The following is a 23,505-nucleotide window of genomic DNA, read 5'->3' as shown; positions in this document are numbered from 1 at the left end:
TTCGCACTGTCATAACGATAGACGCTTAATGGCGGTACCTTGAGCAGGCGTGAAGGATGCCACCAAACGGGACAAATGCGATTTTTTTAGGCGGATATGCCCCTGCCGTCGGCCTGAGGATGGCCGCTGCCCTTCAAGCCTGATAAAATCGCGCGCCTTCGCAGACCGGCAACAGCCGGGCACCTTCGAATATCGCGTGAGGCAATCGCCCTCGTCGATTTCGGCGGCCCCGCTGGACCCGGTCGTTACCCCTGAATCCCCCCTAAAGGCCTGGATCATGAGCAAGCAACCCTCCCTGAGCTACAAGGACGCCGGTGTAGACATCGACGCCGGTGAAGCATTGGTCGAACGCATCAAGAGCGTCGCCAAGCGCACTGCGCGCCCGGAAGTCATGGGCGGCCTGGGCGGTTTTGGCGCCCTCTGCGAAATCCCGGCTGGCTACAAGCAGCCCGTGCTGGTTTCCGGTACCGACGGCGTCGGCACCAAACTGCGCCTGGCGCTGAACCTGAACAAACACGACAGCATCGGCATCGACCTGGTTGCCATGTGCGTCAATGACCTGGTGGTCTGCGGCGCCGAGCCGCTGTTCTTCCTCGACTACTACGCCACCGGCAAACTGAACGTCGACACCGCCGCTCAGGTCGTGACCGGCATCGGTGCTGGCTGCGAACTGTCCGGCTGCTCCCTGGTTGGCGGCGAAACCGCTGAAATGCCTGGCATGTACGAAGGCGAAGACTATGACCTGGCCGGTTTCTGCGTCGGCGTCGTGGAAAAATCCGAAATCATCGACGGTTCCAAAGTCGCAGCCGGCGATGCCCTGCTCGCCCTGCCGTCGTCCGGCCCGCATTCCAACGGTTACTCGCTGATCCGCAAGATCATCGAAGTGTCCGGTGCCGACATCGAAAACACCCAGCTCGATGGCAAGCCGCTGACCGACCTGCTGATGGCCCCGACCCGTATCTACGTCAAGCCGCTGCTCAAGCTGATCAAGGAAACCGGCGCCGTCAAAGCCATGGCCCACATCACCGGTGGCGGCCTGCTGGACAACATTCCACGCGTACTGCCAAAAGGCGCTCAAGCCGTGGTTGACGTGGCAAGCTGGACCCGTCCAGCGGTGTTCGACTGGCTGCAAGAGAAAGGCAACGTCGACGAGAACGAAATGCACCGCGTATTGAACTGCGGCGTGGGCATGGTCATCTGCGTGGCGCAAGAGCACGTGGACGCTGCCCTGAAGGTCCTGCGTGAAGCCGGCGAGCAGCCATGGGTCATCGGTCAGATCTCCACTGCTGCCGAAGGCGCAGCCCAGGTTGAACTGAAAAACCTCAAGGCTCACTGATGCCTAAGACCTGTGATGTGGTGGTGCTGCTGTCCGGCACCGGCAGTAACTTGCAGGCCTTGATCGACAGCACGCGGACCGGCGACAGCCCGGTCCGCATCGCTGCGGTGATCTCCAACCGCGCCGACGCCTACGGCCTGCAACGCGCCAGGGATGCGGGCATCGACACCCGCTTCCTGGATCACAAGGTTTTCGACGGCCGCGAGGCCTTCGATGCCGCTCTGATTGAACTGATCGACACCTTCAATCCCAAACTCGTGGTCCTGGCCGGTTTCATGCGCATCCTCAGCGCTGACTTCGTGCGCCACTATCAGGGTCGCCTGCTCAATATCCATCCCTCGCTGCTGCCCAAATACAAAGGGTTACACACTCATCAGCGGGCGCTGGAAGCCGGGGACACCGAACACGGCTGCTCCGTGCACTTCGTCACAGAGGAACTCGATGGCGGACCACTGGTCGTACAGGCTGTAATACCGGTAGAGTTGCACGACTCGCCGCAGAGCCTGGCGCAGCGGGTCCATGTTCAGGAACACCTGATCTACCCGATGGCCGTCCGCTGGTTTGCAGAAGGTCGGTTATCGCTCGGTGAGCAGGGTGCTTTATTGGATGGACAGTTACTCGCGGCCAACGGCCACTTGATTCGAACCTAGGAGACTTTATGCGTCGTGCCCTGCTCTTCGCTTGCGCCCTGCTCGCCCTGCCCTTCGCGCAGGCTGCGGACCTTCAACCTTTCTCCGCCAGCTACACCGCCGACTGGAAGCAGTTGCCCATGAGCGGCACCGCCGAACGCAGCCTGACCAAGGAAGCCAATGGCGTCTGGAAACTCAGCTTCAAGGCTTCGATGATGATCGCCAGCCTGTCAGAAGAAAGCACGCTGACCGTCGACAAAGACACTCTGCTGCCGCAGTCCTACCACTTCGCACGCGGCGGCCTGGGCAAGGCCAAGAAAGCTGATCTGGACTTCGACTGGACGGCCAAGAAGGTCACCGGCACCGATCGTGGCGACGCGGTCAATATTCCGCTCAATCGCGGCATGGTCGACAAATCCACCTATCAACTGGCGCTGCAGCATGACGTGGCCGCCGGCAAAAAGAGCATGAGCTATCAGGTTGTCGATGATGGCGAAGTCGATACCTATGACTTCCGCGTGCTGGGTTCGGAAAAAGTCGACACCAAGGCTGGCCAGATCGATGCGATCAAGGTCGAGCGCGTGCGTGACCCGACTCAAAGCAAGCGCACCACCGTGCTGTGGTTCGCCAAGGACTGGGATTACCTGCTGGTCCGCCTGCAACAGGTCGAAACCGACGGCAAGGAGTACAACATCATGCTCCTGGACGGCCAGGTCAACGGCAAGACCGTCAAAGGCAGCTGAGCCGGATCAAGACAAAGAGCCCCGCCATCGCGGGGCTTTTTCATGCCGGAACAAAAAACCGGAACGCGTCGCCGCACGCATGCTCTATACCTTCAAGGTCTTTTTTCATCGAATGACTTTTCCTGTCGCTTGCGAGGTTTCCCATGACTGTCACCGTCAACACCGTTTCCGCCGAAGGTTTGCGTCACAGCGTCCAGATCGACGACCATGAACTCTTTGCCGATGCGCCCACCACAGCCGGTGGCGAGGGTTCGGCGCCAGAGCCACACGACTACTTCGACGCCGCCCTCGGTGCCTGCAAGGCCCTGACACTGAAAATGTACGCAAAGAAAAAGGACATCCCGCTCACCGGTGTCGGCGTCGAGGTCAAGCGCGACAACAGCCAGGAGCAGAAAGGCAAGTACGCGCTGCACGTCAAACTGACCCTCAAGGGCGTGCTGACCGATGCCCAGCGCGAAGAACTGCACCGCGTGGCGGATCGTTGCCCGATCCACAAATTGATGACCACCAGCGACGTCAGCATCGAAACCCATTTGTCCGAAGGCGCTTTCAGCCAATAGCGGCAAGGGCTGCGCTGGCGGGTTATGCTCGAATGCATCACCCGCCCAGTCTGGAATGCACAATGAACACTCCGCTCGTGATCCGCCCCCGCGCCGAAGATGTCGAGGGCCAGCCGATTCTTCGCCCGCTGCCGTCCGCCAAATGCCGCAGCGTCGGCCCCTTCGTATTTTTCGACCACATGCTGGAAACCCGCTACCCGCCGGGCAAAGGCATGAACATCCGCCAGCATCCACATATAGGCCTCTCCACCCTCACCTATCTGTTCCAGGGGCAGATCCAGCACAAGGACAGCCTCGGTTCCGATCAGGTCGTGGATACCGGTGATGTCAGCTGGATGACCGCCGGCAGCGCCATTGCCCACGTCGAGCGCACGCCAGAGGCGCTCAAGGAAAACGGCTTTACGATGCACGGCCTGCAAATCTGGCTGGCCTCGCCCAAGGATCATGAGCAAGGCCCGGGACATTACAGCCATCACCCCGCCGCCACACTGCCGGTCAGCGAGAACCTGGGGGTGAAAATCCGCATGATTGCCGGGACGGGCTTCTGCCTGGAATCGCCGGTCCCCGTACTGTCTCCGACGCTCTATGCGGAGCTGACCCTGCAAACGGCGACGACGCTGCTGATTCCAACCGAACATGAAGAACGTGCGCTATATGTCTTGAGCGGCGAGGTGCAACTGGACGGTGAGCCTGTGGAGCCCCATGCACTGGTGGTATTGCCTGAAGGGGAGGAAATGACTTTGTTCGCCGAAAGCGACTGTCATGCCGTGTTGTTTGGCGGTGCCCCTCTGGATGGTCCACGACGGATCAACTGGAATTTCGTGGCGAGCGATCCGGCGGCTATCGATGAAGCACGCCGACGCTGGGCGGCTGGGGATTGGCCGAAGGTGCCGGGGGAAGTCGAGCGGATCGAATTGCCGTAGTTTTGTGCCGCTTGGCAGGTCGCCTTCGCTGGCAAGCCAGCTCCCACAGGGTTTCGAGGTGAGTCACAAATAATGCGAACGCCATCAGTCCCCGTGGGAGCGGGCTTGCCCGCGAAGAGGCCAGCCCGGGCACTGCATTAGTCAGTGCCGGACAACATCAGCCCTTGAACACTTCATCCAGCAGATTGTGCATCGACGTGAACGCACGCGCGGCGACCTTGGCGTCATACATCATCATGCCAGGCACATTCGCATGCGGATCGGTGAACGAATGGAACGCGCCGCCGTAGCTCAGCAGTTGCCAATCCACGCCTGCGGCATTCATTTCCTCTTCAAACGCCGGCAGCTGTTCTTTCGGGACCAATGGATCGGAAGCGCCGTGCAGGACCAACACCTTACCCTTGATGTTTTTCGCATCATTGACGTCCGGGGTGTCGAGGGTGCCGTGGAACGAGACCGCAGCCTTCACCGGCGCACCGGTACGGGCGAACTCCAGCGCGCAGCAACCCCCAAAGCAAAAACCGAACGTGGCCAGCTTCGAGGTATCGACAGCCACTTCGCCCTGGCTTTGCAGTTGCTCGAACGCCACTTGCATGCGCTTACGCAGCAATGGGCGGTCATTCTTCAACGGCATCATCGCCGCGCCCGCTTCATCGTTATTTTGTGGACGAACCGATTGGCCGTAGAGATCGGCGATCAAGACCACGTATCCCTTGGCCGCCACCGACTTGGCGATTTCCTCGGCGCCAGCGCTGACGCCCATCCAGTTCGGCGCCATCAACAAGCCCGGACGCGGGCCCTTATGGTCGGCATCAAAGGCCACACGGCTTTCGTAGGGCTGACCGTCAATCTGATAGGCAACGGAACGTACAGTGATTTGGCTCATTTCTGACTCCTGATTTTTTAAACACCAGAATGAAAAAACCCGCCGAAGCGGGTTTTTCTACAATGCAGTCAAGCCGACAGCTCAACCAATAGCTTGTTCAGACGACGCACGTACGCCGCCGGATCCTTCAAGCTGTCGCCGGCCGCCAGGGCCGCCTGATCGAAGAGGATGTGCGACAGATCGCCGAAGCGTTCGTCGCTCTGCTCGTTGTCGAGCTTCTCGATCAGCGGGTGAGCCGGGTTGAATTCGAAGATCGGCTTCGAATCAGGAACCTTCTGCCCGCTGGCTTCCAGGATCTGACGCATTTGCAGGCCCAGGTCTTGCTCGCCGATGGCCAGAATCGCCGGGGAATCGGTCAGGCGATGGGAAACCCGAACTTCGGCGACGGATTCGCCCAGTGCGGTTTTCAGACGCTCAACCAGACCTTCTTTGGACTTGGCGACTTCTTCCGCGGCCTTCTTGTCCTCTTCCGAGTCCAGGTTGCCCAGGTCCAGGTCACCGCGTGCCACGTCAACAAAGCTCTTGCCGTCGAAATCGTTGAGGTAGCTCATCAGCCACTCGTCGATACGGTCGGTCAGCAGCAGCACTTCGATGCCTTTCTTGCGGAAGACTTCCAGGTGCGGGCTGTTTTTGACTTGCGCGTAGGTTTCGCCAGTCAGGTAGTAGATCTTGTCCTGACCTTCCTTGGCGCGAGCCAGGTAATCGGCCAGACCGACCACTTGTTCGCCGTCGTCACCGTTGGTCGACGCGAAACGCAGCAGGCCAGCGATTTTCTCTTTGTTGGCGAAGTCTTCCGCCGGGCCTTCTTTCATGACCTGACCGAAGTTTTTCCAGAAGCCTTTATATTGCTCAGGCTCGTTTTTCGCCAGTTTCTCCAGCATGTCCAGAACGCGCTTGGTCAGCGCCGACTTCATGGAGTCGATGATCGGGTCTTTCTGCAGGATTTCCCGCGACACGTTCAGCGACAGGTCGTTGGAGTCGACCACGCCCTTGATGAAACGCAGGTACAGCGGCAGGAACGACTCTGCCTGATCCATGACGAACACGCGCTGCACGTAGAGCTTCAAGCCTTTCGGCGCTTCACGCTGGTACAGGTCGAACGGAGCACGGGCCGGCACGTACAGCAGCGAGCTGTATTCCAGCTTGCCTTCAACCTTGTTGTGGCTCCAGCTCAGCGGGTTTTCGAAGTCGTGAGCGATGTGCTTGTAGAACTCCTGGTATTCCTCGTCCTTGACCTCGGTACGCGGACGGGTCCACAGGGCGCTGGCGCGGTTGACGGTTTCCCACTCGGCGGCCGGCTTCTCTTCGCCTTCGACGGCCGCCACTTCTTTCGGCAACTCGATCGGCAAGGCGATGTGGTCGGAATACTTCTTGATGATGTTGCGCAGGCGCCAGCCATCGGCGAACTCGTCTTCACCGGACTTCAGGTGCAGGACGATACGGGTACCGCGCTCGGCTTTATCGATGGTTGCAACTTCGAAGTCGCCTTCGCCCTTGGACGACCAGTGCACGCCTTCGCTGGCGGCGCTGCCGGCACGACGGCTGAACACGTCGACTTTGTCGGCGACGATGAATGCAGAGTAGAAGCCGACACCGAACTGACCGATCAGGTGCGAATCTTTCTTCTGGTCACCGGTCAGGTGTTTCATGAAATCGGCGGTGCCGGATTTGGCGATGGTGCCCAGGTGCGTGATCGCATCCTCACGGCTCATGCCAATGCCGTTGTCTTCGAGGGTGACGGTCTTGGCGTCCTTGTCGAAGCTGACACGGATTTTCAGTTCGGCGCCACCTTCCAGCAGTTCTGGCTTGGACAGCGCTTCGAAACGTAATTTGTCTACAGCGTCAGAGGCGTTCGAGATCAGTTCGCGAAGGAAAATTTCCTTGTTGGAATACAGCGAATGGATCATGAGGTGCAGCAGTTGCTTCACCTCGGTCTGGAAGCCCAGGGTTTCCTTTTGAGTTTCCACACTCATGGTCATCAAACTCCAATCAGATGGCTAAGCCGCGACCTTGAAGGCCGGCGGCGGGATGTCATCAGAGTTGGGGGCTGTGTTCAGGATTTCAAGGGCTCCTCGAGTTTGAAATGCGCCCGGGCTGTGGCGATGGGTTCCGCTTCCGTGCTTTGCCAGGCCGTAATCGCCACGTTGGCGACGCGGCGTCCCTGGCGACACACCTGGCACCTGGCCCAGGTATCACGGAACTGCCCGGCGCGCAGGTAGTCGAGGGAGAAATCGATAATCTTCGGCACACCTGGCGAGCCGGTGGACACCAGCAGGTGCAACGCGGCGGCCAGTTCCATGAAACCGGCAATGACACCACCATGAATAGCCGGCAATAAAGGGTTTCCAATATTGTCCTTGTTGGCCGGCAGACGAAACAGCAGTTCATCCCCCACCCGTGAGCATTCGACGCCGATCAGCGCGGCGTAGGGAATCCGCTGCAGCAATACGCCATAGTCGCCCCGCTCATGAGCCTGTTGCAACTGCTGCTTGAATGAGTCAGTCATTTCGCTCCTCCGGCGATCGCGCCACCCAAGCCTTTTGCGCCCTTGATGCCCTTGCCCATCCGCATGAAGGTGCCCACCACATGGGCAATGGGTTGCTCGGGATCGTCCTGATAGGCAAAGCCGCGGGCGAAAATCACATCGGTGGTCACCCGGTAGCACTGGGCGAAACCGTAGACATCCTTGTTCGGTTCGGCGGCATGCATGTAGTCGATGCGCAGGTCGAGGGTCGGGCAGACCTCGAACTCTGGCAGCACGCAGAGGGTGGACATGCCACAGGCGGTGTCCATCAGTGTGGTCAGCGCCCCGCCATGGATGACTCCGGTTTGCGGATTTCCGACGATTTTCGGGGTATATGGCAGCATAACCGTCAACCCTTCGCTGCTGGCGCTGTGCACCCGCAGCCCTAGCACCTGGCAATGGCGCAGCGCCGACAAAAATCGTGTGGCACGCTCAAAAACGGGGTTTTCGGCCATGTGATAAAAGCTCTTATTTAGTCTTCATACTGTGCGTTAACGGTCCCGGCAAAAGTTCCGCGTTAGATCAAACTTATATATCTGAACGATTTGAGGAACTTAACCCTGATGGCTGCGCTCGAAAGGCCAGTAGATATTTTCCATAAGGAGAAACACCCCATGCGTAAGACTTTAGCTATTGCCTTGATGTTGACCGCTTCCCTCGGTCTCGCTGCCTGCGATAAAAAATCCGAGGACAAAGCTCAAGATGCCAACAAACATGCTGAGCAAGCTCAGCAAGACATGAACAAAGCTCAGGATAAAGTGAACGACGCTGCGAAAGAAAACGCTGAAGCTGCCAAAGCTCAGGCTGAATCGAACGAAGCAGCGGCAAAAGAAGCCGCGCCTAAAAACTGAAACGGTTTTTAGCGTGATAAAGAAAACCCGCCAAGTGCGGGTTTTCTTTTGCCTGCAATTTGATTGGCCGTCACCTCGTTAGAGCAAAATCGTTCGAAAAGTCGGACTAATCATCAACAACAATGAACAGATTAAACCCACCAGCCAAACCAGACTGCGCTGCCATGTCAGGTCTTTCCAGTAGCACAGCAAATAGATAATTCGCGCGATCACAAAGATGATCGCCAACAAGTCAATGAGCCAGCCCGCCGTCTGCGTGGTATGCGCCATCAACACACCCACGGCAAACAATATGAACGCTTCGAAACTGTTCTGGTGCGCGGCCACTGCGCGGGCCCCCAGGCCCGTAAGTTGCGCCTGCTGTTGGCGCGGCAGGTGATTGTTGTAACCGCCCTGCTCTTTCATGGCCTTGGTCACGGGCATACGCGCCACGTAAATCAGCAACGCACTGATAAACACACACCAGAACGGAATACTCATCAAGCCGCCTCTTTGTTCACCTCAGGCAATGGTGCCTCTGTAGGGGTATAGACCATCACGTCGAGAACGTCGGAGTGAAATTCCCGGCGATACAACACAAACACGACACCGGCACTCATCAACATGAACAACCAGGGACTGACGAACCACGCCAGCATGGTCATGCCGAAGTAATAGGAACGCAGACCAAAGTTGAACTGGTTGGCCGCCATGGAAATGACCCGGGCTGCCCGGGACGCGAAGGCTTTGCGCTCCTGCTCGGACACATGGCGTTCGCCGACCATGGGTGCTGAACCCACCAGGACGGCCGCGAAGTTGTACTGGCGCATGCACCAGCTGAACGTGAAGAACGCGTAGACGAACACCAGCGCCAGGCACAGCAACTTGATTTCCGACATCCCCTGGGAAGCCTGTTGCACCATCGGGATATCCGCCAGCAGCGACACCGCTCTTTCCGACGCGCCAAGTACCGTGAGAATACCGGCCAGGATAATCAGCGTGCTGGAGGCGAAGAACGATGCATTGCGCTCCAGGTTTCCAATCACGCTGGCATCGGCGATGCGGTTGTCACGCAGCAACATGCGACGCATCCAATCTTCACGATACAGGTGCAGCACGCTGGCCAGGCACGCGGTGTCGCGGCCCTTCCATGTCGCATAACGGGTGTAGCCACCCCAGCAGATAACGAACCAGAGGGCGGCGAGAATGTGGATCAGGTTGGCGTGGATGAACGACATGCAGGTCCTTATGGATGGCTTGGCGGAACACTGAAACCTTGTGGGAGCGAGCCTGCTCGCGATAGCGGCAGATCAGCCAACTTCTTTGTTGGAGTTAACGCGCCATCGCGAGCAGGCTCGCTCCCACATTGGATTTTGGCAACCCTTCGACGTTAACGCAGAAGAAAAGGCACCGCATTCCCCCCATAAAAAATGGTTCTTCACGGATTACCGGGAAAGACGCTCTTGATCTTCATGAAAAAGAATTCGCTATCCCGGTAACCGTACGCCATCCGCTTAATGACCTTTATTCGATTGTTGATGCCTTCCAATTGGCCCGTATGCATCGGCCAGCGAACACGACTGACGATGCCTCGCCAGTAACCCTTCAGTCGTTTGGCAAACTGGATCAGAGGTGGTATTTGGCTTTCATGAGCGTGGCGCAACCATTGCTGCCAGGCTGATCGCCAGCCCCAAGCGGTGCTCGGTGCCCAAAGCGTTTTGAGTTCAGCCTTCATCAAATAGACCGTCATCAACGCTTGGTTGGCCGCCAGCAGATCCTCCAAACGGACCTGTTGCTCCGGCGTTTTCAGGTTCTGCGGGTTGCGCAGCAACAGCCATCGCGCTTGCTTGATGACCTTTCGGGCAGGCTTGTCATGACGTAGCCGATTAGCTTCATCGACGCGGACTCGATCAATCACCTCTCGGCCATATTTGGCCACCACATGAAAGAGGTCGTAGACCACGCGCGCTTTTGGGCAGTGCTGACGAACCTCCAGGTCAAAGGCGGTGTTCATGTCCATCGCCACCGCTTCGATGCGAGCGCAACCCTCTGGCCCCAGCTCTTCGAAGAATGGCCTGATCGCCGCGCGGCTGCGACCTTCGCCAATCCAAAGCACTCGCCGGGTATCGGCGTCCAGCACGACGCTGGCGTAACGATGACCTTTGAACAGAGCGAATTCATCCATCACCAAGCGCCGTGGCTGCGCCTTTGGCAAAACACTCAACGCCACTTGCAAGGCTCGACGCTCTAGCAACCGAACGCTGTCCCAATGCAGACCGAACAGTTGAGCCACGTGTTTTGTGGGGAGACGCTCGCAGGCTTGAATGACCGCCTCGGCCAGGCGGCGCGTCATGCGGGCATAGCGATCCAGCCAACTGACCGCTTCCATGCGTTTACCACAGTCGCGACACCCAACACGCCGAAGCAAAACGCTGAGGCGCACTGCTCGGCCAAGAATGGGCAGATCGCGGATGACTCGTTGGCAATACTCATGCGTGGTCGAGCACGGTTTTTGGCAGCCGCTACAAGAGGGGAATTGGGTGGCGTGGGGTGTCAGGTCGATCTGTAGCGCATCGCCATCGGGCTTGATGGTGACGACAGAAAAGCCCTCCCAAAAGGGAAGGAAAGTATTAATATCGCGCATAAGAACGCCGGTTTGTTAGATGTGTTTGCTCGCACGAACATCATCAATCAAATCGGCGTTCTTGTTTCTGTGTTTCCCGGGATTCCGTGAAGAACCTAAAAAATGCCCCGTATCGATTGATACGGGGCATTTCCGTTTCTGCTTGCCGGCCCGCTTGTGGCGGACCCACGAAGCTTAAGCCAGCGCTTCGGCGCGCTTGCCCAACATACGGTCACAGACCACGGCAACCACCAGAGTCATGAACGATGGCACCAGCCACGCCAGACCTTGTTCACTCAGCGGCAGGTGAGCCAATTGGGCAGGCATCCAGTCCGCAAGACCCGCGCCCTTGAGGGCGTCGATCAGACCGAAGATGAACGACACCAGCATCACCGGACCGACGATGCGACCTTGCTCATGCCAGAAGTCCTTGCAGAAGCTCAGTGCCACCAAGGCGATGCACGGCGGGTAAATCGCGGTGAGTACCGGGATCGAGAACGCAATCAGCTTGGTGAGGCCCAGGTTGGACACCAACAGGGAAAACGCAGCCAGGATGATCACCAGCGTCTTGTAGGACAGAGGCAGTACACGACTGAAATATTCGGCGCAGGCGCAGGTCAGGCCAACCGCAGTCACCAGGCACGCCAGAGAGATCAGTACCGCCAGGAAACCGCTGCCGAGGGAGCCAAAGGTGTGTTGCACGTAGGCATGCAGTACCGCCGCCCCGTTAGTCGCACCAGCCGCCACTTCATGGCTGCCCGAACCCAGGCGGAACAGGCTGACATAAACCAGTGCCAGGCCCACGCCGGCAATCAAGCCGGCGATGATCGCATACCGGGTGATCAGCGCTGGCGACTCGACACCGCGGGAGCGGATAGCGTTGACGATAACGATGCCGAACACCAGGGCGCCCAGGGTATCCATGGTCAGGTAACCATTGATGAAACCTTGGGAGAATGGCGCCGCAACGTATTCAGGTGTTGCATGGCCGATGTCTCCGGCCGGCAGGGCGAATGCTGCGATGCCCAGCACAGCCAGGGCAATGATCTTCAACGGTGCGAGGAAGCGTCCAACCGTGTCCAGCAAGCGGCCCGGGTACAGGGAAATGAAGAACACCAGCAGGAAGTAGACCGAGCTATACAGGAACAGCGCCAGCGGGCTTTCGCCGGTCAACGGCGCCAGACCCACTTCGAACGATACGGTCGCGGTACGTGGCGTCGCGAACAGCGGACCAACGGCCAGATAGCACGCAGCCGCCAACAGTCCACCGGCGACTTTACCGATCGGACTGCTCAATGTATCCATTGCGCCACCGACCTTGGCCAGCGCGACAACGGTGATCACTGGCAGACCAACGGCGGTGATCAGGAAACCCAGCGCCGCCATCCAGACATTAGGCCCGGACTGCAAACCGACGATAGGCGGGAAGATGATGTTGCCAGCCCCGACAAACAGGGCAAACGTCATAAAACCAAGTGCCAGGATGTCCTGGCCTTTCAACACTTTCATTAAGGAAATACCACACTACTGAATCGGAATTTAGAGAGGGATTTCCCTATGGGTGAGGGAAATGCTGTCGGTCCGTATGAGACTGACCCGTTTAGCGCGTCGCTGCCTTGTGGGCCGCAGACGCAAAAATGGCGCGTATCCTAACGAATTTGAGCGTCAAGCGCACTGTTAAGGGGCGAACTATCCGATACGCGACACTCCCGTGTCGTGTTTACGTATCTAAATTTCATGAGCCCCCTCGCCACAAAAAAGCCTCAAGCGTTTCCAAAGAACCAGAAACGACAAAGGCCACCGAAGGTGGCCTTTGTGTGGTGAAGCGTCAGCTAAGCGCGAAGCTTACTTGACCGCCCAACCCGTCAGCTCGGCCAGGGCCTTGCCGATGTCTGCCAGCGAACGCACGGTTTTAACACCTGCGTCTTGCAGAGCAGCGAATTTCTCGTCTGCAGTGCCTTTGCCGCCAGAGATGATTGCGCCAGCATGGCCCATGCGCTTGCCCGGAGGAGCAGTCACACCAGCGATGTAGGAAACAACCGGCTTGGTCACGTGTGCCTTGATGTAGGCAGCCGCTTCTTCTTCAGCCGAACCGCCGATCTCACCGATCATCACGATCGCTTCGGTCTTCGGGTCTTCCTGGAACAGCTTCAGGATGTCGATGAAGTTCGAACCCGGGATCGGGTCACCACCGATGCCGACGCAAGTCGACTGACCGAAACCGGCGTCAGTCGTTTGCTTCACAGCTTCGTAGGTCAGGGTGCCGGAACGGGAAACGATACCGACCTTGCCTGGCAAGTGAATGTGACCTGGCATGATGCCGATCTTGCATTCGCCTGGAGTGATCACGCCTGGGCAGTTAGGGCCGATCAGGGTAACACCCAGCTCGTCGCACTTAACTTTAGCGTCCAGCATGTCCAGGGTAGGAATGCCTTCGGTGATGCACACGATCAGCTTGATGCCGCCGAATGCAGCTTCCAGGATCGAGTCCTTGCAGAAAGGAGCCGGAACGTAGATCACGCTGGCGGTGGCGCCAGTGGCAGCTACAGCGTCTTTCACGGTGTTGAACACTGGCAGACCCAGGTGCTCGGTGCCGCCTTTACCAGGCGTTACACCACCAACCATCTTGGTGCCGTACTCGATGGCTTGCTGGGTGTGGAAACTACCTTGCGAACCGGTAATACCCTGGCAGATAACTTTGGTGTCTTTATTGATCAGGACGCTCATTATTTGCCCTCCGCAGCTTTGACAACTTGTTGAGCAGCGTCGGTCAGGCTGGTAGCAGCGATGATGTTCAAACCGCTTTCTGCCAGTACTTTAGCGCCCAGCTCAGCGTTGTTGCCTTCAAGGCGAACAACAACCGGGATTTTCACGCCGACTTCTTTCACGGCGCCGATGATGCCTTCGGCAATCATGTCGCAACGAACGATGCCGCCGAAGATGTTGACCAGTACTGCAGCGACGTTGGTGTCGGACAGGATGATCTTGAAGGCTTCGGTCACGCGCTCTTTGGTAGCACCACCACCTACGTCGAGGAAGTTGGCTGGCTTGCCGCCGTGCAGGTTGACGATGTCCATGGTACCCATGGCCAGGCCGGCACCGTTGACCATGCAACCGATGTTGCCTTCCAGTGCTACGTAGTTCAGTTCGAACTTGGCAGCGTGCGCTTCGCGCGGATCGTCTTGCGACGGGTCGTGGAAAGTCTTCAGCTTAGGCTGACGGTACATGGCGTTGGCGTCGATGTTGATCTTGGCGTCCAGGCAGTGCAGATCGCCGTCAGCCTTGATCACCAGCGGGTTCACTTCCAGCAGGGCCAGATCGTGATCCTGGAACAGTTTGGCCAGACCTACGAAGATCTTGGCGAACTGGGCAACTTGTTTGCCTTCCAGACCCAACTGGAATGCCAGCTCGCGACCCTGGAACGGCTGAGCGCCGACCAGTGGATCGATAGTGGCTTTCAGAATTTTTTCTGGAGTGTCGTGAGCGATTTTTTCGATGTCCACGCCACCTTCGGTGGAAGCCATGAACACGATACGACGGCTCGAACGGTCAACGACAGCGCCCAGGTACAGCTCTTTAGCGATATCAGTGCACGATTCAACCAGGATCTTGGTGACTGGCTGACCATTGGCGTCAGTCTGGTAGGTCACCAGACGCTTGCCCAGCCACTGCTGTGCGAAGGCTTTGGCGTCTTCTTTGCTGCGAACCAGCTTGACGCCGCCCGCTTTACCGCGACCACCGGCGTGAACCTGGGCTTTTACAACCCACTCGCTGCCGCCGATTTTATCGCAAGCTTCTGCTGCTGCTTCCGGGGTGTCTACCGCGTAACCAGTGGATACCGGCAGGCCGTACTCAGCGAACAGCTGCTTACCCTGATACTCGTGAAGATTCATGCTTTTTACCGTCTTCGTTAGGTACTGCGCATTCGGTGCTGCACTTGTTGAAGTGCCGCACCACCTGTGACTGCTGCTTGCGTAGCTGAGCTACGCAAGACTGCGTCCGGCGGACATTCCGCGGTGAGTCTTGCATGCAAGGCTCACGACGGGCCGTACCGCCGTGGTTTCTTATTATCTTAACGTTTCTTGCGGTTGGCGATGTGGATGGCGCCGCCATTCACTGCCAGAGCTGCTTCGTGCAAGGCTTCAGACAGGGTCGGATGGGAGAAAACCATCATGCCCAGGTCTTCAGCGCTGGTGCCGAATTCCATACCGATTGCGCCCTGTTGAACCAGTTCTGCAGCGCTTGGGCCAATCACGTGGACGCCCAATACGCGGTCGGTCTTGGCATCTGCGATGACCTTGACGAAACCACCGGTATCGTTGGCAGCCATGGCACGGCCAGAGGCTGCGAACGGGAAGGTGCCGACGTTAACTTCAACGCCTTCAGCTTTCAAGGCCTGCTCGGTTTTACCCACCCATGCAATTTCCGGGTGAGTATAAATAACCGAAGGGATCAGGTCATAGTTCATCTGGGCTTTGTGGCCCTTGATGCGCTCGACAACCATGATGCCCTCTTCCGAGGCCTTGTGAGCCAGCATCATGCCACGAACCACGTCGCCGATGGCGTAGACGCCCGGTACGGTGGTAGCGCAGTGATCGTCAACGTGCACGAAACCGCGCTCGTCGAGGGTCACGCCGCAATCGGCGGCCAGCAGATCAGTGGTCACTGGACGGCGACCAACGGCTACGATCAGCTTGTCGAACGTGATGTTCTGTTCGCCGTTGGCATCGGTGTAGTTCACAACGACTTCGTCGCCGTTCACTTTGGAACCGGTAACGCGCGCGCCCAGCTTGATGTCCAGACCTTGTTTGGTCAGGGTTTTCAGCGCTTCCTTGGAAACAGCGGTGTCCGCTGCCATCAGGAAAGTGTCCAGTGCTTCAAGGACAGTCACTTGCGCACCCAGACGCGACCAGACCGAACCCAGTTCCAGACCGATCACGCCAGCGCCGATCACGCCCAGACGCTTGGGTACGGATTGGAATTCCAGGGCACCGGTGGAATCGACGATCACATTCTGGTCGACCGGAGCCGGCGGAATGTCGATCGGACGCGAGCCAGGAGCCAGGATCACGTTTTCGGCTTCGATGACTTCAACCGAACCGTCAGGCTTGGTGACTTCGACTTTCTTGCCGGCCAGCAGCTTGCCGTGACCCTGGATGGAGGTCACACCGTTGGCTTTGAACAGGGTCGCAACGCCGGAGGTCAGGCCTTTGACGATGTTGGCTTTGCGGCCGACCATCGCTGGCACGTCCATGGTCACGCCGGCGTGATTGATGCCGTGGATCGCGAAACCGTCTTGCGCTTCGTGGAACTTCCAGGAGCTGTCCAGCAGCGCCTTGGATGGAATGCAGCCGACGTTCAGGCAAGTACCGCCGAGGGCCAGTTTGCCTTCCTTGTCGGTGTACTTCTCGATGCAGGCAGTGCTGAGGCCCAGTTGAGCGGCCTTGATGGCAGCCACGTAGCCGCCAGGGCCCGCACCGATCACTACTACGTCAAATTTCTGCGACATTCAAAAAATCCTCTTTAGCGAAAAGCTTGAAGCCGCAAGCTGCAAGCCAAACTGCCATTACCGGCAGCTTGAAACTTGCAGCTCGCGACTGCTTCTATCAGATATCCAGCAGCAAACGAGCCGGGTCTTCCAGCAGGTTCTTGATGGTCACCAGGAAGGTCACAGCTTCTTTGCCATCGATCAGACGGTGATCGTAGGACAGAGCCAGGTACATCATCGGACGGATAACGACCTGACCGTTGATCGCCATTGGACGCTGCAGAATGTTGTGCATGCCCAGAATAGCTGCTTGCGGCGGGTTGACGATCGGAGTCGACATCATCGAACCGAAGGTACCACCGTTGGTGATGGTGAACGTACCACCGGTCATCTCTTCCATCGACAGTTTGCCGTCACGGGCTTTCTTGCCGAAAGTGGCGATGCCGCCTTCGATTTCAGCCAGGCTCATCAGTTCGGCGTTACGCAGAACCGGCACAACCAGGCCGCGATCGCTGGAAACAGCAACACCGACGTCAGCGTAGCCGTGGTAAACGATGTCGGCACCGTCGATCGACGCGTTGACTGCCGGGAAGCGTTTCAGCGCTTCGGTGGCCGCTTTCACGAAGAACGACATGAAGCCCAGGCGCACGCCATTGTGGGACTTCTCGAACAGATCCTTGTACTTCGAACGCAGGGCCATGACTTCGGTCATGTCGACTTCGTTGAAAGTGGTCAGCATCGCCATGTTCGATTGAGCTTCAACCAGACGCTCGGCAACCTTGGCACGCAGACGGGTCATCGGAACGCGCTTTTCAACGCGGTCACCGGCAGCGAACACCGGAGCAGCAGCGGCAGGTGCGGCAGCCTTGGCAGGCGCGGCGGCTGGAGCGGCTTTCTTGGCGGCAACGGCTGCAACCACGTCTTCCTTGGTCACACGACCGCCTTTGCCAGTGCCGGCAACGGAAGCGATGTTGATGCCGTTCTCTTCAGCCAGCTTGCGAGCGGCTGGAGCAGCGACCGGATCGTCTTCGCCTTCGGCAGCTGGAGCAGCAGCCTGGGCAGCGGCCGGAGCGGCAGCGGCTGGAGCAGCGGCAGCAGCGCCGCCTTCAACGATGGAGCCCAGGACTTCGTCGGACAGAACGGTGTCGCCTTCGTTCTTGACGATAGCGCCCAGCACGCCGTCAGCGGTGGCCAGAACTTCCAGTACGACTTTGTCGGTTTCGATGTCGACGATCAGTTCGTCACGTTTGACGGCGTCGCCCGGTTTTTTGTGCCAGGTGGCAACGGTGCCATCGGCAACCGATTCCGGGAAAGTGGGGGCTTTGATCTCGATAGCCATTATCTGTGGTTCCTTAAATTCGGTTTCAGGTGCGCGAAGGCGTTAAACGGTAAACGCGTCTTGCAGCAGTTTTTCCTGCTGCTCGGCGTGCATCGATGCGTAACCACATGCTGGGGCAGCAGAAGCCTCACGGCCCGCGTACTCGAGTACGAGAGACTTGTTGAGGGTGCTGATGCTGCGACGCAAGTGGTGCTGGCTGCAGTACCAGGCGCCCTGGTTCATCGGCTCTTCCTGACACCAGACGGCATGCTTGGCGTTGGTGTAAGGAGCCAGGACTTCTTTCAAGTCGTCCTCAGGGAATGGGTACAGCTGCTCAATACGCACGATGGCGATATCGTCACGGCCTTCGGCACGACGTTTTTCCAGCAGGTCGTAGTAGACCTTGCCGCTACACAGAACAATGCGCTCGACCTTTTTCGGGTCCAGGGCATCGATTTCCGGGATCACGGTCTGGAACGAACCTTCGGCCAGATCTTCCAGAGTCGAGATGGCCAGCTTGTGACGCAGCAGCGACTTCGGCGTCAGGACGACCAGTGGCTTGCGCAGCGGGCGAATCACCTGACGGCGCAGCAAGTGGTAGATCTGAGCCGGGGTGGTCGGCATGCACACCTGAATGTTGTGCTCGGCGCACAGCTGCAGGTAACGCTCAAGACGTGCGGAGGAGTGCTCCGGACCCTGACCTTCGTAGCCGTGTGGCAACAGCATGGTCAGACCACAGAGACGGCCCCATTTGTGCTCGCCGCTGGTGATGAACTGGTCGATAACGACCTGCGCACCGTTGGCGAAGTCACCGAACTGGGCTTCCCAGATCACCAGCGCGTTCGGCGTGGTGGTCGAGTAGCCGTATTCGAATGCCAGTACCGCTTCTTCCGACAGGAACGAGTCGTACAGGTCGAAGCGTGGCTGACCTTCGTACAGGTGTTTCAGCGGGATGTAGGTGCCGGCATCTTTCTGGTTGTGCAGAACAGCGTGACGGTGCGAGAACGTACCGCGGCCGATGTCCTGACCGGTCATGCGAATCGGGTGACCTTCGAACGCCAGGGTCGCGTACGCCATGGTTTCAGCGTAACCCCAGTTGATCGGCAGGCCGCCGGCTTGCATCTTCTGACGGTCTTCGTAGATCTTCGCAACCTGGCGCTGAACCACGAAGCCTTCCGGAATTTCCAGCAGCTTGGCGGACAGTTCCTGCAGGGTTTTCAGATCGAAGCGAGTGTCGTGACGCGCAGTCCAGGCGTGACCCAGGTACGGACGCCAGTCCACGAACAACTCTTTGTTCGGCTCTTTGACCAGGCTTTTCACTACGTGCAGACCGTTGTCCAGCGCGTTGCGGTATTCGTCGACTTTCGCCTGAACACGCTCAGCGTCCAGCACACCGCTCTGGGTCAGACGATCAGCGTACAGCTCACGGGTGGTGCGCTGCTTGGTGATCTGCTGATACATCATCGGCTGGGTGCCGCTTGGCTCGTCGGCCTCGTTGTGGCCGCGACGACGGTAGCAGAACATGTCGATTACCACGTCACGCTTGAACTGCATGCGGTAGTCGATGGCCAGCTGGGTCACGAACAATACGGCTTCCGGATCATCACCATTCACATGGAGGATCGGCGCCTGAATCATTTTCGCAACGTCGGTGGCGTACTCGGTGGAGCGCGAGTCCAGCGGGTTGCTGATGGTGAAACCGACCTGGTTGTTGATCACGATGTGCACGGTACCGCCGGTCTTGAAACCGCGGGTCTGCGACATCTGGAAGGTTTCCATGACCACGCCCTGACCTGCGATTGCAGCGTCACCGTGGATGGAGATCGGCAGAACCTTCTCGCCGGTAGGGTCGTTGCGACGATCCTGACGGGCACGGACCGAACCCTCGACCACTGGAGAAACAATTTCCAGGTGGGACGGGTTGAAGGCCATGGCCAGGTGAACTTCACCACCGGTGGTCATCACGTTGGACGAGAAGCCCTGGTGGTATTTAACGTCACCGGAACCCAGCTCGACCTTCTTCTTGCCTTCGAACTCGTCGAACAGCTCGCGCGGGTTCTTGCCGAAGGTATTGACCAGCACGTTCAGACGGCCACGGTGGGCCATGCCGATGACGATTTCCTTGGTGCCGTAGGAACCGGAACGCTGGATCAGTTCGTCAAGCATCGGAATCAGGCTCTCGCCGCCTTCCAGACCGAAACGCTTGGTGCCCGGGTATTTGGTGCCCAGGTATTTTTCCAGGCCTTCACCGGCAGTCACGCGCTCAAGCAAGTGGCTCTTGATGTCAGCGGAATACGTTGGACGGCCGCGTACGCTTTCCAGACGCTGCTGGAACCACTGGCGCTGCTCGGAATCGGTGATGTGCGTAAATTCAGCGCCGATGGTGCGGCAATATGTCTGCTGCAACGCTTCGTGAATTTCGCGTAGGCTCGCCTCCTCTTTGCCGATGAACAGGTCGCCGGCACGGAAGGTCGTATCAAGATCGGCATTGGTCAAGCCGTAATGATTGATCGACAGGTCTGCAGGTGCAGGACGCTGCCACAGCCCCAGCGGGTCAAGCTGGGCTGCCTGGTGGCCACGCATACGGTAGGCCTGGATCAATCGCAGCACTTCAACTTGCTTCTTCTCGTGCTCACTGCTCACGCTGCCGGCGGAAACCGGTTGAGCGCGGCGCTGGTTCTTTGCCAGCAAGACGAAATGATCGCGAATTGTGGAGTGCGAAACATCGGTGGAAGAGTTGCCGTCAGCAGGCAACTTCTGGAAGTAGGTGCGCCACTCTTCTGGCACAGCGTTAGGGTCGTGCAGGTAAAGCTCGTAGAGCTCTTCCACATAGGCAGCGTTACTACCGGATAGGTAGGCACTGTTCCACATGCGCTGCATCACGCTTTCTTGCATGCTTGGTCACCCTCGGTTAGGGGAACACCATCGGTGTCGACGCCGAGCAAACTTGCAGAAGTCCGAATGCAGCGACCAAAACAAGCCACTAGGATCACACTGATAGTCCGGGTACCAGCCCGGATGCCCCTGCTTGTCTCATTTCTTCAAAATAAGAGCGGCAGCTTTATGAGCTGCTGCTCAGGTTAAAACTACGGTGCCGGTTGAAGCCTGCACCGTAGCATCCACGGGTACAGCGGTCCTACGGGTACAGCAGCTGAATCACACGCCGCTGGAAAGCAGCATGTTACGAATGTGACCGATGGCCTTAGTCGGGTTCAGGCCCTTCGGACAAACGTTGACGCAGTTCATGATCCCGCGGCAGCGGAATACGCTGAACGGGTCATCCAGCGAAGCCAGACGCTCGGATGTCTTGGTGTCACGGCTGTCTGCCAGGAAGCGATACGCTTGCAGCAGTGCAGCTGGACCCAGGAACTTGTCCGGGTTCCACCAGAAGGACGGGCAAGAGGTCGAGCAGCAAGCGCACAGGATGCACTCGTACAGACCGTCGAGCTTTTCACGCTCTTCAGGGGACTGCAGACGTTCGATGGCCGGAGCCGGCGTGTCGTTCTGCAGGTAAGGCTTAACCTTCTCGTATTGCTTGTAGAAGATGCTCATATCAACGACCAGGTCACGGATAACCGGCAAACCTGGCAGAGGACGAATGATCAACTTGTTACCTTTTACAACGGCGGACAGCGGCGTGATGCACGCCAGACCGTTTTTGCCGTTGATGTTCATGCCGTCGGAACCGCAAACACCTTCACGGCAAGAGCGACGATAGGAGAAACCTTCGTCCTGCTCTTTGATCAGGGCCAGCACGTCCAGCACCATCAGGTCTTTACCACCGGTATTAACCTGGAATTCCTGCATGAACGGCGCAGCGTCCTGATCAGGGTTGTAACGATAAACACTGACTTGCAACATGGCTGCCACCCTTAGTAAGTCCGAATTTTCGGTTCAAACATCGGAACCGTCTTCGGCGAGAAGTTAACGGCACGCTTGGCGACGCGTTTTTCACCCGGGAAGTAGAGGGTGTGGCACAGCCAGTTTTCATCGTCACGATCTTCGTAGTCTTCACGAGCGTGAGCACCACGGGACTCTTTACGAACCTCGGCAGCAATCGCAGTCGCTTCAGCCACTTCCAGCAGGTTTTGCAGCTCAAGAGCTTCGATACGCGCAGTGTTGAACGCCTGCGACTTGTCGTTGATCTTGACGTTGGCGATGCGCTTGCGCAGATCAGCCAGCTGGGCAATACCCTTCTGCATGTATTCGCCAGTACGGAACACACCGAAGTAGTTCTGCATGCAGCTTTGCAGCTCGCGACGCAGGGTTGCCACGTCTTCGCCATCGGTACGCGCGTTCAGAGCGGACAGACGGGCCAGGGCAGCATTGATGTCGGCGTCGGTGGCGTCGTCGTACTCGATACCGTCGGTCAGCGCTTTTTCCAGGTGCAGACCAGCCGCACGGCCGAAGACCACCAGGTCGAGCAGCGAGTTACCGCCCAGACGGTTGGCACCGTGAACCGATACGCAAGCCACTTCGCCTACAGCGAACAGACCAGGGATGATGGTGTCTACGCCGTCGGCGTCCTGAGTCATTGCCTGACCGTGAATGTTGGTGGCAACGCCGCCCATCATATAGTGGCAGGTCGGAACAACCGGAACCGGAGCAACCACCGGATCAACGTGAGCAAACGTTTTCGACAGCTCGCAGATGCCTGGCAGACGGCTGTGCAGCACTTCCTCGCCCAGGTGGTCGAGTTTGAGCATCACGTGATCGCCGTTCGGGCCACAGCCGTTACCGGCAATGATTTCCTTAACCATCGAACGGGCAACAACGTCACGACCCGCCAGGTCTTTGGCGTTCGGAGCATAACGCTCCATGAAACGCTCGCCGTGCTTGTTGATCAGGTAACCACCTTCACCACGGCAACCTTCGGTCACCAGTACACCGGCGCCGGCGATACCGGTCGGGTGGAACTGCCACATTTCGATGTCTTGAACCGGAACGCCAGCACGCAGAGCCATGCCAACGCCGTCACCGGTGTTGATCAGGGCGTTGGTGGTGGAAGCGTAGATACGACCTGCACCGCCAGTGGCCAGAACGGTAGCCTTGGCACGGATGTAGGTGGTTTCGCCGGTTTCGATGCAGATGGCGATAACGCCGACGAATTCGCCTTTCTGGTTTCTCACCAGGTCAACAGCGTAGTACTCGTTCAGGAACGTGGTACCGGCTTTCAGGTTGCCCTGATAAAGAGTGTGCAGCAGGGCGTGACCGGTACGGTCGGACGCCGCGCAGGTACGCGCAGCCTGGCCGCCTTTACCGTAGTCCTTGGACTGACCGCCGAACGGACGCTGGTAGATGCGGCCGGTTTCGGTACGGGAGAACGGCAGACCCATGTGGTCCAGTTCGAAAACTGCAGCCGGGCCTTCCTGACACATGTATTCGATAGCGTCCTGGTCACCGATATAGTCGGAGCCCTTGACGGTATCGTACATGTGCCAGCGCCAGTCATCGTTCGGATCCGCGGACGCGATGGCGCAGGTGATGCCACCCTGTGCCGATACGGTGTGCGAACGAGTCGGGAAAACCTTGGTGATTACGGCAGTCTTGTGACCGCCTTGTGCCAGTTGCAGCGCTGCGCGCATGCCAGCACCGCCACCACCAATGATGATGGCGTCGAAAGAAATCGTTGGAATGTTAGCCAT

The 23,505-nt window shown here is 58.2% G+C and carries 21 protein-coding genes; 6 read left to right on the top strand and 15 right to left on the bottom strand.

Translation table 11 applies throughout. The annotated features are described in order from the left end of the window. Nucleotides 1-277: 277 nt before the first annotated feature. From purM to ACX3YF_RS15775, 5 genes are all read left to right on the top strand, one after another. Nucleotides 278-1,336, top strand: coding sequence for a phosphoribosylformylglycinamidine cyclo-ligase (purM, locus tag ACX3YF_RS15795; RefSeq protein ID WP_130203734.1), 1,059 nt, complete (start codon nt 278-280; stop codon nt 1,334-1,336). Next, nucleotides 1,336-1,986, top strand: coding sequence for a phosphoribosylglycinamide formyltransferase (gene purN, locus ACX3YF_RS15790; RefSeq protein WP_458944514.1), 651 nt, complete (start codon nt 1,336-1,338; stop codon nt 1,984-1,986). Before purM ends, purN begins: the two co-directional genes overlap by 1 nt. A gap of 8 nt (nt 1,987-1,994) precedes the next feature. After that, complete coding sequence (locus ACX3YF_RS15785; RefSeq protein ID WP_130203736.1) at nt 1,995-2,708, top strand: DUF3108 domain-containing protein; 714 nt, start codon at nt 1,995-1,997, stop codon at nt 2,706-2,708. A 143-nt stretch (nt 2,709-2,851) separates the two neighbouring features. Further along, nucleotides 2,852-3,268: an OsmC family protein gene (locus ACX3YF_RS15780; protein ID WP_047531858.1), complete on the top strand. Its 417-nt coding sequence runs from the start codon at nt 2,852-2,854 to the stop codon at nt 3,266-3,268. A 62-nt stretch (nt 3,269-3,330) separates the two neighbouring features. Further along, a complete protein-coding gene (locus tag ACX3YF_RS15775; RefSeq protein ID WP_130203737.1) occupies nt 3,331-4,191 on the top strand; it encodes a pirin family protein in 861 nt (286 codons plus the stop codon). A 157-nt stretch (nt 4,192-4,348) separates the two neighbouring features. Here ACX3YF_RS15775 and ACX3YF_RS15770 read toward each other — a convergent pair whose 3' ends face one another. The 4 genes from ACX3YF_RS15770 to ACX3YF_RS15755 all read right to left on the bottom strand — a co-directional run bounded on the left by ACX3YF_RS15770 (nt 4,349) and on the right by ACX3YF_RS15755 (nt 8,056). Continuing rightward, a complete protein-coding gene (locus ACX3YF_RS15770; RefSeq protein ID WP_130203738.1) occupies nt 4,349-5,077 on the bottom strand; it encodes a dienelactone hydrolase family protein in 729 nt (242 codons plus the stop codon). Between the two features lie 68 nt (nt 5,078-5,145). Beyond that, a complete protein-coding gene (htpG, locus tag ACX3YF_RS15765; RefSeq protein ID WP_288098454.1) occupies nt 5,146-7,050 on the bottom strand; it encodes a molecular chaperone HtpG in 1,905 nt (634 codons plus the stop codon). Nucleotides 7,051-7,130: 80 nt separating this feature from the next. After that, on the bottom strand, nt 7,131-7,583 hold the full coding sequence (locus ACX3YF_RS15760; RefSeq protein ID WP_047531865.1) for a PaaI family thioesterase: 453 nt from the start codon (nt 7,581-7,583) through the stop codon (nt 7,131-7,133). Continuing rightward, the gene (locus tag ACX3YF_RS15755; RefSeq protein WP_449106031.1) at nt 7,580-8,056 is read right to left on the bottom strand and encodes a PaaI family thioesterase; all 477 of its coding nucleotides are present in this window, start codon (nt 8,054-8,056) and stop codon (nt 7,580-7,582) included. Before ACX3YF_RS15755 ends, ACX3YF_RS15760 begins: the two co-directional genes overlap by 4 nt. Nucleotides 8,057-8,215: 159 nt before the next feature. Between ACX3YF_RS15755 and ACX3YF_RS15750 the strand changes: the two genes are divergently transcribed. Next, the gene (locus ACX3YF_RS15750) at nt 8,216-8,452 is read left to right on the top strand and encodes a hypothetical protein (protein WP_047531867.1); all 237 of its coding nucleotides are present in this window, start codon (nt 8,216-8,218) and stop codon (nt 8,450-8,452) included. 78 nt (nt 8,453-8,530) lie between these two features. Here ACX3YF_RS15750 and ACX3YF_RS15745 read toward each other — a convergent pair whose 3' ends face one another. From ACX3YF_RS15745 to sdhA, 11 genes are all read right to left on the bottom strand, one after another. Continuing rightward, nucleotides 8,531-8,932, bottom strand: coding sequence for an MAPEG family protein (locus ACX3YF_RS15745; protein WP_103402530.1), 402 nt, complete (start codon nt 8,930-8,932; stop codon nt 8,531-8,533). After that, the gene (locus ACX3YF_RS15740; RefSeq protein WP_090464058.1) at nt 8,932-9,669 is read right to left on the bottom strand and encodes a DUF599 domain-containing protein; all 738 of its coding nucleotides are present in this window, start codon (nt 9,667-9,669) and stop codon (nt 8,932-8,934) included. Before ACX3YF_RS15740 ends, ACX3YF_RS15745 begins: the two co-directional genes overlap by 1 nt. 200 nt (nt 9,670-9,869) lie before the next feature. Next, nucleotides 9,870-11,075 (bottom strand): ISL3 family transposase, encoded by a 1,206-nt coding sequence (locus ACX3YF_RS15735; protein ID WP_130211659.1) that lies wholly within the window; start codon nt 11,073-11,075, stop codon nt 9,870-9,872. 174 nt (nt 11,076-11,249) lie between these two features. Further along, entirely contained in the window at nt 11,250-12,563 is a 1,314-nt protein-coding gene (gene brnQ, locus ACX3YF_RS15730) for a branched-chain amino acid transport system II carrier protein (protein ID WP_130203742.1), read from the bottom strand. 336 nt (nt 12,564-12,899) lie between these two features. Next, a complete protein-coding gene (gene sucD, locus ACX3YF_RS15725) occupies nt 12,900-13,781 on the bottom strand; it encodes a succinate--CoA ligase subunit alpha (protein ID WP_003223019.1) in 882 nt (293 codons plus the stop codon). Then, entirely contained in the window at nt 13,781-14,947 is a 1,167-nt protein-coding gene (sucC, locus tag ACX3YF_RS15720; protein ID WP_130203743.1) for an ADP-forming succinate--CoA ligase subunit beta, read from the bottom strand. Before sucC ends, sucD begins: the two co-directional genes overlap by 1 nt. A gap of 179 nt (nt 14,948-15,126) precedes the next feature. Then, a complete protein-coding gene (gene lpdA / locus ACX3YF_RS15715; protein WP_047531878.1) occupies nt 15,127-16,563 on the bottom strand; it encodes a dihydrolipoyl dehydrogenase in 1,437 nt (478 codons plus the stop codon). Between the two features lie 97 nt (nt 16,564-16,660). After that, nucleotides 16,661-17,881, bottom strand: a complete 1,221-nt coding sequence (odhB, locus tag ACX3YF_RS15710) for a 2-oxoglutarate dehydrogenase complex dihydrolipoyllysine-residue succinyltransferase (protein ID WP_047531880.1) — start codon at nt 17,879-17,881, stop codon at nt 16,661-16,663. Between the two features lie 42 nt (nt 17,882-17,923). Further along, nucleotides 17,924-20,755: a 2-oxoglutarate dehydrogenase E1 component gene (locus ACX3YF_RS15705; protein ID WP_130203744.1), complete on the bottom strand. Its 2,832-nt coding sequence runs from the start codon at nt 20,753-20,755 to the stop codon at nt 17,924-17,926. Nucleotides 20,756-21,016: 261 nt separating this feature from the next. Further along, the gene (locus ACX3YF_RS15700; RefSeq protein ID WP_130203745.1) at nt 21,017-21,721 is read right to left on the bottom strand and encodes a succinate dehydrogenase iron-sulfur subunit; all 705 of its coding nucleotides are present in this window, start codon (nt 21,719-21,721) and stop codon (nt 21,017-21,019) included. 11 nt (nt 21,722-21,732) lie between these two features. Further along, nucleotides 21,733-23,505 carry a succinate dehydrogenase flavoprotein subunit gene (gene sdhA, locus ACX3YF_RS15695; RefSeq protein WP_130203746.1) on the bottom strand — a complete coding sequence of 591 codons (1,773 nt, stop codon included), beginning with the start codon at nt 23,503-23,505 and terminating at the stop codon, nt 21,733-21,735.

The organism is Pseudomonas fluorescens group sp. PF-69 (assembly GCF_054481235.1).
This window is presented reverse-complemented; position numbering and strand designations above follow the sequence as displayed.

What these genes read in the sequence shown, in the direction of transcription:
- ACX3YF_RS15760 (WP_047531865.1), bottom strand. Translation starts at nt 7,583, where the DNA reads ATGACTGACTCATTCAAGCAGCAGTTGCAACAGGCTCATGAGCGGGGC.
- sucC (WP_130203743.1), bottom strand. Translation starts at nt 14,947, where the DNA reads ATGAATCTTCACGAGTATCAGGGTAAGCAGCTGTTCGCTGAGTACGGC.
- lpdA (WP_047531878.1), bottom strand. Translation starts at nt 16,563, where the DNA reads ATGTCGCAGAAATTTGACGTAGTAGTGATCGGTGCGGGCCCTGGCGGC.
- ACX3YF_RS15740 (WP_090464058.1), bottom strand. Translation starts at nt 9,669, where the DNA reads ATGTCGTTCATCCACGCCAACCTGATCCACATTCTCGCCGCCCTCTGG.
- odhB (WP_047531880.1), bottom strand. Translation starts at nt 17,881, where the DNA reads ATGGCTATCGAGATCAAAGCCCCCACTTTCCCGGAATCGGTTGCCGAT.
- ACX3YF_RS15705 (WP_130203744.1), bottom strand. Translation starts at nt 20,755, where the DNA reads ATGCAAGAAAGCGTGATGCAGCGCATGTGGAACAGTGCCTACCTATCC.
- ACX3YF_RS15745 (WP_103402530.1), bottom strand. Translation starts at nt 8,932, where the DNA reads ATGAGTATTCCGTTCTGGTGTGTGTTTATCAGTGCGTTGCTGATTTAC.
- ACX3YF_RS15755 (WP_449106031.1), bottom strand. Translation starts at nt 8,056, where the DNA reads ATGGCCGAAAACCCCGTTTTTGAGCGTGCCACACGATTTTTGTCGGCG.
- purN (WP_458944514.1), top strand. Translation starts at nt 1,336, where the DNA reads ATGCCTAAGACCTGTGATGTGGTGGTGCTGCTGTCCGGCACCGGCAGT.
- ACX3YF_RS15735 (WP_130211659.1), bottom strand. Translation starts at nt 11,075, where the DNA reads ATGCGCGATATTAATACTTTCCTTCCCTTTTGGGAGGGCTTTTCTGTC.
- ACX3YF_RS15775 (WP_130203737.1), top strand. Translation starts at nt 3,331, where the DNA reads ATGAACACTCCGCTCGTGATCCGCCCCCGCGCCGAAGATGTCGAGGGC.
- sucD (WP_003223019.1), bottom strand. Translation starts at nt 13,781, where the DNA reads ATGAGCGTCCTGATCAATAAAGACACCAAAGTTATCTGCCAGGGTATT.
- ACX3YF_RS15770 (WP_130203738.1), bottom strand. Translation starts at nt 5,077, where the DNA reads ATGAGCCAAATCACTGTACGTTCCGTTGCCTATCAGATTGACGGTCAG.
- brnQ (WP_130203742.1), bottom strand. Translation starts at nt 12,563, where the DNA reads ATGAAAGTGTTGAAAGGCCAGGACATCCTGGCACTTGGTTTTATGACG.
- purM (WP_130203734.1), top strand. Translation starts at nt 278, where the DNA reads ATGAGCAAGCAACCCTCCCTGAGCTACAAGGACGCCGGTGTAGACATC.
- ACX3YF_RS15750 (WP_047531867.1), top strand. Translation starts at nt 8,216, where the DNA reads ATGCGTAAGACTTTAGCTATTGCCTTGATGTTGACCGCTTCCCTCGGT.
- sdhA (WP_130203746.1), bottom strand. Translation starts at nt 23,505, where the DNA reads ATGGCTAACATTCCAACGATTTCTTTCGACGCCATCATCATTGGTGGT.
- ACX3YF_RS15700 (WP_130203745.1), bottom strand. Translation starts at nt 21,721, where the DNA reads ATGTTGCAAGTCAGTGTTTATCGTTACAACCCTGATCAGGACGCTGCG.
- ACX3YF_RS15780 (WP_047531858.1), top strand. Translation starts at nt 2,852, where the DNA reads ATGACTGTCACCGTCAACACCGTTTCCGCCGAAGGTTTGCGTCACAGC.
- ACX3YF_RS15785 (WP_130203736.1), top strand. Translation starts at nt 1,995, where the DNA reads ATGCGTCGTGCCCTGCTCTTCGCTTGCGCCCTGCTCGCCCTGCCCTTC.
- htpG (WP_288098454.1), bottom strand. Translation starts at nt 7,050, where the DNA reads ATGAGTGTGGAAACTCAAAAGGAAACCCTGGGCTTCCAGACCGAGGTG.